7 protein-coding genes are annotated in these 7914 nt (G+C 41.6%); 5 read left to right on the top strand and 2 right to left on the bottom strand.

The window, feature by feature from the left end; all coding sequences use genetic code 11:
• Nucleotides 1-5: 5 nt before the first annotated feature.
• Nucleotides 6-2690 carry a bifunctional acetate--CoA ligase family protein/GNAT family N-acetyltransferase gene (locus H2O73_RS13055; RefSeq protein ID WP_182109298.1) on the bottom strand — a complete coding sequence of 895 codons (2685 nt, stop codon included), beginning with the start codon at nucleotides 2688-2690 and terminating at the stop codon, nucleotides 6-8.
• 215 nt (nucleotides 2691-2905) lie between these two features.
• Here H2O73_RS13055 and H2O73_RS13060 point away from each other — a divergent pair, with 215 nt between their 5' ends.
• Together H2O73_RS13060 and H2O73_RS13065 are read left to right on the top strand one after the other, a co-directional pair.
• Complete coding sequence (locus H2O73_RS13060) at nucleotides 2906-3433, top strand: SPOR domain-containing protein (protein WP_182109299.1); 528 nt, start codon at nucleotides 2906-2908, stop codon at nucleotides 3431-3433.
• 151 nt (nucleotides 3434-3584) lie between these two features.
• A complete protein-coding gene (locus H2O73_RS13065) occupies nucleotides 3585-4577 on the top strand; it encodes a D-alanine--D-alanine ligase (RefSeq protein ID WP_182109300.1) in 993 nt (330 codons plus the stop codon).
• On the opposite strand, the gene H2O73_RS13070 is transcribed toward H2O73_RS13065, so the two are convergent.
• The gene (locus H2O73_RS13070; RefSeq protein ID WP_182109301.1) at nucleotides 4574-5530 is read right to left on the bottom strand and encodes a tyrosine-type recombinase/integrase; all 957 of its coding nucleotides are present in this window, start codon (nucleotides 5528-5530) and stop codon (nucleotides 4574-4576) included. The two genes, H2O73_RS13065 and H2O73_RS13070, sit on opposite strands and share 4 nt — an antisense overlap.
• Nucleotides 5531-5629: 99 nt before the next feature.
• Here H2O73_RS13070 and H2O73_RS13075 point away from each other — a divergent pair, with 99 nt between their 5' ends.
• The 3 genes from H2O73_RS13075 to H2O73_RS13085 all read left to right on the top strand — a co-directional run bounded on the left by H2O73_RS13075 (nucleotide 5630) and on the right by H2O73_RS13085 (nucleotide 7668).
• A complete protein-coding gene (locus tag H2O73_RS13075; protein ID WP_182109302.1) occupies nucleotides 5630-6004 on the top strand; it encodes a DUF3319 domain-containing protein in 375 nt (124 codons plus the stop codon).
• 2 nt (nucleotides 6005-6006) lie between these two features.
• The gene (gene yciH, locus H2O73_RS13080) at nucleotides 6007-6318 is read left to right on the top strand and encodes a stress response translation initiation inhibitor YciH (RefSeq protein ID WP_182109303.1); all 312 of its coding nucleotides are present in this window, start codon (nucleotides 6007-6009) and stop codon (nucleotides 6316-6318) included.
• A 168-nt stretch (nucleotides 6319-6486) separates the two neighbouring features.
• The gene (locus H2O73_RS13085) at nucleotides 6487-7668 is read left to right on the top strand and encodes an iron-containing alcohol dehydrogenase (protein WP_182109304.1); all 1182 of its coding nucleotides are present in this window, start codon (nucleotides 6487-6489) and stop codon (nucleotides 7666-7668) included.
• Nucleotides 7669-7914: the final 246 nt, after the last annotated feature.

A 7914-nucleotide genomic window follows, 5' to 3' on the forward strand; every position in this document is an offset into this window, starting at 1 on the left:
CGTTACTATTTCTGCAACGGCAACACCATGTCCGCAGTACCATCTTCAAATTGAATGTCGGTTTTGAAACCGAGGCTTTGCGCTAATAAAAGCATACCTCGGTTATTCGGCATGGTCATTCCTGACATTCTTAACGTACCTCTGTTACGACAATAATCGATAACTTTATTCATCAAGATTTTCCCTAGCCCTTTACCTTTAAGATCTGAACGGATCAATATCGCAAATTCCGCGTCACTATTGTCATGGTTAATTAGTGCTCGACTTACGCCAATGATCTCTTGGCGATTGCCAAGACTCGATACGGCGACAAAAGCCATCTCTCGGTCATAATCAATTTGTGTGAGTTTTGCCAACGCTTCGTGATTAAATTCGCCGACTTCGGAGAAAAACCTTTTGTATAAATCGTCTCGTGAAACCCCATGAATAAAGTCTGCATGCAATGGTTCATCTTCAGGAAGAATTGGACGCAATAGGATGTTAGTGCCATCTTTTAACGTTGTTTGTTCTTCATATTCGACCGGATAAGGGCGTATAGCCAAACGACGCTGTGCATCACCTTGATACTGGCGTAACGATAAATCGGCGTCGAGAATGGTAAATTGGTCGCCATTCACCAATACTGGATGTATATCCAGCTCATGCACTTGCGGACAATCTACAACAATCTGCGATATTTTTACCAGCATCTCTGACAACCCATCGATGTCGATCGGTTCAGGCAATTTTTGCAATCTGATCTTGCCGCCTTTAATGGCTCTGACAACCAAATAGCGGGCAAGGGCCATATTTAGTGGAGGGAGAGCTGATGCCGCATCAATGTTCTCATCCCATTCAGAACCACCTTGACCCAGTAAAATAACGGGACCAAAAGTCTCATCATATTTTACTTTGATACGCAGTTCTTCACCGCCAGCGAGTTTCGCCATGCCTTGAACGAGTAAGCCGTGTATATTTGCCGACGGGTAGGAGAGTTGGGTGCGATCAAGGATCGCCTGCGCTGCGTTAGCTACTTCATTGCTATTTCGCAAATTAAGCATTACGCCTTGCACATCAGATTTATGAGGTATATCAGGTGAACGTAACTTTACCGCTACAGGGTAACCTATTTCACTGGCGACATGCACCGCTTCGCTCGCATCAGTCGCGATCCATGTTGGAAGTACGTCAAAATTGAAGTATTTAAGGAATGGTCCAATTTGATGAGTATCTAACGTAACACTTTCTTCAATACCGAGTTGCTTTGTTAGCCATTGTTTAGCGCTTTCTACTTCGCTGATATGCACAGGCTCGGCAGTGGTCGGGGTTTCCATCAGTTGTTTCTGGTTACGCCTGTACTCGACAAGGTGCATGAAAGCAATAACGGCGCTTTCTGCGGTACGATAAGTCGGTATTCCAGCCGCGGTAAAAATAGATCGAGCAGGTCGTGCGGTAAGCTCCCCCGACCAATTAGTTAATATATTGAATCTTTTGTGCCTCGGATGCGCTTTAACCGCATCAACAATGGCTTGTGCCGTTTGCTCTGAATGTGCGATTGCTGACGGACTGTGCATGATCAAAATGGCATCGGCACAATCACTATCCATTAAGCAATTTAGTGTATCAACGTAGCGCTGGTAGCTTGCATCTCCCACCATATCAATAGGGTTACTTCGACTCCAACTACTCGGGAGCACTTTATCTAATTTGCTTTCGGTGTATTCATCCAACTTAGCCAGTTTTCCGCCTCTATCTAGCAAGGTATCCACCGCCATAATTGCCGGACCACCACCATTGGTGATGATGGCAAGCCGTTCGCCACGCAAAGGGACTGAGTGGGTTAAGGTTTCTACAGCTGCAAAAAGTTCATGGGAGTTTTGTACTCTTAGCATACCGGTTCGACGAATAGCTGAGTCGTAAATAATGTCTAACGTGTCACTGCCACCAGTATGAGCTTTTGCCGCTTTTCTACCTTCCGCCGTTTTGCCACCTTTGAGTACGAGTATTCGGCGATTACGTGAGGCACCTCGGGCCGCAGACATGAATCGACGTGCATCTTTGATTGAATCTACATACAGCAAAATGGCTTCGGTATGCGTATCGGTACTTAAATAATCAAGAAGATCTGCGAAATCGATATCAACCGCGTTACCCAACGAAATAAAAGCTGAAAAGCCGATGCTCTTGTCATTCGCCCAATCAAGAATCGTTGTACACATTGCCGCGGATTGAGAAATAAACGCGATCTTTCCTTTTTGAGGCGAAACAGGGGAAAAAGAGGCATTAAAATTAAGCCAAGGTAACATTAGCCCGAGGCTATTCGGTCCAAGAACACGCATACCAGAAGAACGGGCAATTGCGGCACAGAGATCTTGAATAGTTTCTCCTGTACTACTGGTTTCATGCATGTCTGCTGAAAGAACAATGACAGATTTCACCCCTTTGGCCGCAAGTTGAGTAAACAACGCAATGTTGCGGCTGGCGTGAGTACAAAGAATAGCGACATCAGGTACAATAGGAAGTGAGTCGATATCTCGATAAGCTAGTACACCTGAGACCGATTTATAGCGCGGCGTTACTGGCATAATCGCACCTTCAAAGCTACCAAGAAGTAAATTCTTCATAACAATATTACCAGCACGCATTGGTTGTATTGAGGCACCAACAACAGCAATGGAACTTGGTTTTAACAGGTGTTTAAGATTGCTCATAAATCATCTTCCTAACGTGTTCGTTACTATATCGTAACGGAGATAAACTCAAGCGGCAGGATATTTTGGTGGACTTTTAATCAGATCACTCAAGCGCATGATTAGTTTGTGTTACAAGTCACAGAGTCTCATAATATAATGTCGCTGTTAGCTTGATTATACTGCTGTCTAACGGCATGATTTAATGTAATTTCTATCTAGGGCTTTAAGATTCCATGAAAAAAATAGCAATCGTTGGTTTGTCCGTTTTACTGTCTGCTTGTGTATCTAGTCAATATACGACAGATGTAAGTTCAGAAAGTTACCGTGAAGATTATAAAGTTGCTCAGGTAGAACAGCCTGTCACTGAAACGGTAACGGAAACTGTGGTGGAAACTGAAGTTGTTTCTACACCAGCACAGACGAAACCATCAGTAACCATTATTCCGCCATCTGAGAAACAACAAAATGACCAAATGGCTCGTTACGGTTATACAATCCAAGTAGTTGCTGTTGGTTCGCAAACGAAAGTTGACCACTTTGCTCGCAAACTGCCAAACAATGGGCAACCAGTTTGGGAAAACTATAAAGTAGTGAATGGAACGAAATGGTACACGGTTCTTTACGGTGATTACGCAACACAAACTGATGCGAAAAAGGCAATCAGTCAGTTACCTTATGAATTTCAAGCACTGAAACCGTTTGTGAAGAGTATTGATACAATCAAAAACTCTCCATACCCAACACTAAATAAGCTGAATTAATAGAAAAGGGGCTGAGCCCCTTTTTTTGTGCCTATTCTTTCGGCTATCAGTAAATTTGAACGTATAATTGTGCGCTTTTGAAGTGTAACTTTAAGTCGATTTTATTATCATAAAGTCTCACAAGCTTCTAAAGCATCACGGAAAGATTTCAATGAAAAAAACATCCATTCTTCTTCTTTGTGGCGGCGGTTCGTCGGAGCACGAAGTTTCGCTAGTTTCTGCTAATTATCTACAATCACAACTTGGTTTAACCCCCGAGTTTGATGTTATTCGTGTAGAAATGAAGAAAGACGGTTGGTTTACAGAGCAGGGTGAACTTGCGCTGCTCGATACCAATTCCGGTCAGCTAAATTTTGCCGACAAAAGCTTACATATTGATTTTGTTATTCCATGTATACATGGTTTCCCAGGTGAAACGGGTGACATTCAGTCGATGCTTGAACTTGCGGGAATTCCGTACTTAGGTTGTCGAGCCGAAGCAAGCACCAATAGCTTTAATAAGATCACCTCTAAATTGTGGTATGACGCTCTAGGCATTCCAAATACGCCGTACCTTTTCCTATCTGAAAATAGCGAAGAAGCTTATAACAAAACAGTCGCTGCAATGGAAGAATGGGGAAGTGTTTTCGTGAAAGCCGCTTGCCAGGGCTCATCTGTTGGTTGTTACAAGGTAACGACAAAAGAGAATTTGCAGCAAGCTATCGACGATGCATTTACATATTCAAGCCAAGTATTAGTGGAAAAGGCAGTAAAACCGAGAGAACTTGAAGTTGCTGCGTATGAATACCAAGGTGAACTTGTTTTAACCCTACCAGGTGAAGTTAAAGCGCCGGAAGACACCTTCTATAGTTATGAAGAAAAATACGCACAAACAAGCCATTCGACAACTGACATCGTTGCTCAACATCTCTCAGATGAACAACTAGAAGTGATCAGAGTGAATGCTGAAAAAGTGTTTAAGCAAATGAAGCTGCGTCATCTTTCTAGAATTGATTTCTTCCTAACACCAGAAGGGGAAATCTACCTCAATGAGGTAAACACATTCCCAGGTATGACACCAATATCGATGTTTCCGAAAATGCTGGAAAATCATGGACACAAATTCCATGAATTCTTAGCCGACTGCGTTAAGTCGTCTATTTAATCGATAAATTTAAACGATAGATAACGCATCTTTTCTAGCTCTGCTTTTGCCACATTACCGATATATTGGTATGGCATAGCAGGGCTAAGCCAACGACCTGCATATTGAATATCTCTAATCTTTACGCCTTGCTCTGCCAACTCCTGAGCTGCCCCTACACGCAAAGACTGCCCAGAAAAGGTATAGTCTAAGCCAAGTAAATCACTCGCATTTCTCAAAATTCGATAGATTGAAGAATCGTTCAAAGGATCAAAACCGATATTTCCATGCCTATCAATGGCAGTAAACACATAGTCACCAAGTGAGCCCCGAACATTAAGCCAGCGTAATAGAACCAAGCTTGCGGTTGACGATAATGTAATTTCTTCATTTCCAACAACGATAGCTAATGAATCTTCATTTTCAATTATCTGCTTTAAACCAAAATCCCTTAACTCAGACCGCTTTAATAAACCTTCGTACATCACATGATAAATAGCGAGATCCCGCCAATCTTTTACAGATGAAGATGTTTGTAGTGATCCGGTGAGAGTTTCGAGATGTTCGCGTCTAAAAGCTTGGGTAGACTGTTGATCGCCTTTTTTATTAATTCGAATATCACCTAGCGCCGTCTGTACCCGGCTATTTTTGACAGGGTCGGCATAACCAAGCACTTTGTGAATGAGTGATATAGTGACCGCGTAACGCTTTATCGAAGAATATTTTCGTTCTAAGGACACTTTTTCAATGTATAAGCGGACCGCCGTAGTAGAAGCGGGTAGAGGTTGAACAGATTTAGTATGACAAAACTCAACAAATAGGTTCCAGTCTTTCGCGACCGCAACTAACGAGCTCAAGGCATACATTCCAGATGTGAGCTCATTAACCAAATCTTTGTCTACAAAAGTACAAAATTGCTGGCTATAACGCTTTATCCTAGTGGGATCTGTGATTATGGGAATGTTCTTCTTCAACAAAATTCACCTTTAGTTAAACTACGTGACAAATATACTTGCCTAACAGTAATTTACAATTATCATTACTTATAACACTCATCATAACGTACTATAAATATGGCTGTTGCGACATACCGAGGTTTTGAATTAAGATCAGTTGGCTCAACAACTGACATATGGCAGGTTCAAATTAAGAATCGCGTGCTGCAAGGACAAACGGCGGCATTGAAAAAGAGTATTGACTGGTTCTGTGATTCTGCAACCATTATCGATCCGAAAGAGTTTGCTTCACTTGCTAAGGCGAGAGAAACGGCTGCAAAAGCAGTGCAAGAAAACTTTAATGGATATATCATTAAGAATGATACAGGCGAACCAAACGCTTGGTATTGTTTTTTCAATGGTAAGCTTATTAAAGGTGGGAAGTTAGCCATCCAAAAACACATTGAAGGCTATCTGATCGCCAAAGCAAAAGCGGAACAACAAAAGAAATAGTTATGACATTAGTATACTCAACCGAAGTCGGTCGCATTAAGCCTGAAGAAGAAAAAATCACTCGCCCAAAAGGTGATGGCATTGTGCGAATCCAGAAACAAACTAAAGGTCGTAAAGGCAAAGGCGTTAGCATTGTTACCGGCTTAGACATGGATGATGTTCAACTAAAACTGCTCGCAGCAGAATTAAAGAAAGTTTGCGGTTGTGGTGGCTCAGTCAAAGATGGTGACATAGAGATCCAAGGTGATGCTAGAGACAAAATCAAAGCGCATCTAGAGAAAAAAGGGCATACTGTAAAACTTGCCGGTGGCTAATTAAATCATTGCTGTATGAGCACAATATATAACGTGCTCATACATCGCCTTAAAGATTCCTTTCAAACAACCTTCTTCATCTCATCTTTACAGCTAGGCACTTGCCAATATAGTTCATTGGCTCTAAATATAATGAAATCGCAATCATATATTTAGGGGCAAGACAGGATGATTCATCAACTTCTCGTCAGTATAAAAGAGCCGTTTCTTAAACTGGTACCAGTTTCCGAGCCTGAATGTATTATTGGAGCAGGTAGCGTAGGGAAGTTAGCTGACACCTGTCAGCGTTACAATGTAACCAAGCCTTTAATAGTCACCGACCAAATCATCCATAAATTAGGACTATTGGACTCATCATTTACTAGCTTATCACAAGCTAAAATCCCATATTCTCTTTATGATGACGTAGAGCAGGACCCCGATTACCAAACTGTGCGGCACGGTGTGGAACAATATAAAAGTAACCAATGTGACGGCATTGTTGCCTTTGGTGGTGGATCTGTGATTGATTGCGCTAAGGCGATTGGTGCAAGTGTTAAAACCAACAAAGACATATCTCGTTTACCTGGATTACTCAAGGTTCTTCGCCGGCTGATGCCGATCATAGCAATACCAACAACCGCTGGTACCGGTTCTGAGTGCACAGTTGCGGCAGTGGTCAGCGATAAAGAGAAACAGATAAAACAGTCTATAACTGACCCATTTTTAGTCCCTAAAGTCGCAATAATTGACCCAGCAATTACGCTAGGCTTACCGCTACAAATTACTGCTGAAACGGGGATAGATGCTTTAACTCATGCTATCGAATCCTATTTAAGTTCATATTCAAATACGTATACCCAAGGTCTATCTATTAGTGCAATTAAACTGATCTTCAAACATATGCCCAACGTGTTTGCTAATGGTCACGATATCGTATCACGTGAGAAAATGGCGTTAGCCAGTTACCAAGCAGGGCTAGCTTTCACTCGAACATATATCGGTTACGTTCATGCAATAGCACACCAATTAGGGGCGCTTTATCATGTGCCTCATGGTCGAGCAAATGCGATTGTACTGACTCACGTTCTGCGCTTTTATCAAGAGAGAAGCAATCCTAAGCTATTAAGCATGTCTAAGAAATTGGGGTTTGACAGTAGCGAGTCACTGATCAGTACGATAGATGAGTTGCTTGAACAGATTGAAATCCCTAAACAGCTAAAAGAGCTAGAAGACAAAGATATCTCGAAGATTGCTACTGCAGCAATAAAGGAAGCATTTGGAGATTACCCAGTACCAGAGGTAATGACGACGAAAGACTGCGAAAGAATACTAACAAAACTACTGAATACGAATACGCCAACGAACTAACACAACACAGATAAGCATTAAAGATTCAGCAATATACAACTAAACAATCTAAAGATGGTTTAGTTGTATATTAAGTAGTTTATGGTAAATACGTTTATGTTTAATCAATAACGATAAACACTCGATAGAAGTATAAGATATACAAAAACATACACTTAGCCTTAATATTATTTAACATAAGATACATAATGCGCACTGAGCTTGTTATAACAAAGCGAAAATGTCCTAATATTACCAAGCGAAAAT

It is taken from the genome of Vibrio marinisediminis, assembly GCF_014050145.1.
GTDB classification, from domain to species: Bacteria; Pseudomonadota; Gammaproteobacteria; order Enterobacterales; family Vibrionaceae; genus Vibrio; species Vibrio marinisediminis.

Bases quoted from the DNA above. Each gene is read 5' to 3' on its own strand.
- H2O73_RS13055 (WP_182109298.1), bottom strand. From the start codon at position 2,690: ATGAGCAATCTTAAACACCTGTTAAAACCAAGTTCCATTGCTGTTGTT.
- H2O73_RS13060 (WP_182109299.1), top strand. From the start codon at position 2,906: ATGAAAAAAATAGCAATCGTTGGTTTGTCCGTTTTACTGTCTGCTTGT.
- H2O73_RS13065 (WP_182109300.1), top strand. From the start codon at position 3,585: ATGAAAAAAACATCCATTCTTCTTCTTTGTGGCGGCGGTTCGTCGGAG.
- H2O73_RS13075 (WP_182109302.1), top strand. From the start codon at position 5,630: ATGGCTGTTGCGACATACCGAGGTTTTGAATTAAGATCAGTTGGCTCA.
- yciH (WP_182109303.1), top strand. From the start codon at position 6,007: ATGACATTAGTATACTCAACCGAAGTCGGTCGCATTAAGCCTGAAGAA.
- H2O73_RS13085 (WP_182109304.1), top strand. From the start codon at position 6,487: ATGATTCATCAACTTCTCGTCAGTATAAAAGAGCCGTTTCTTAAACTG.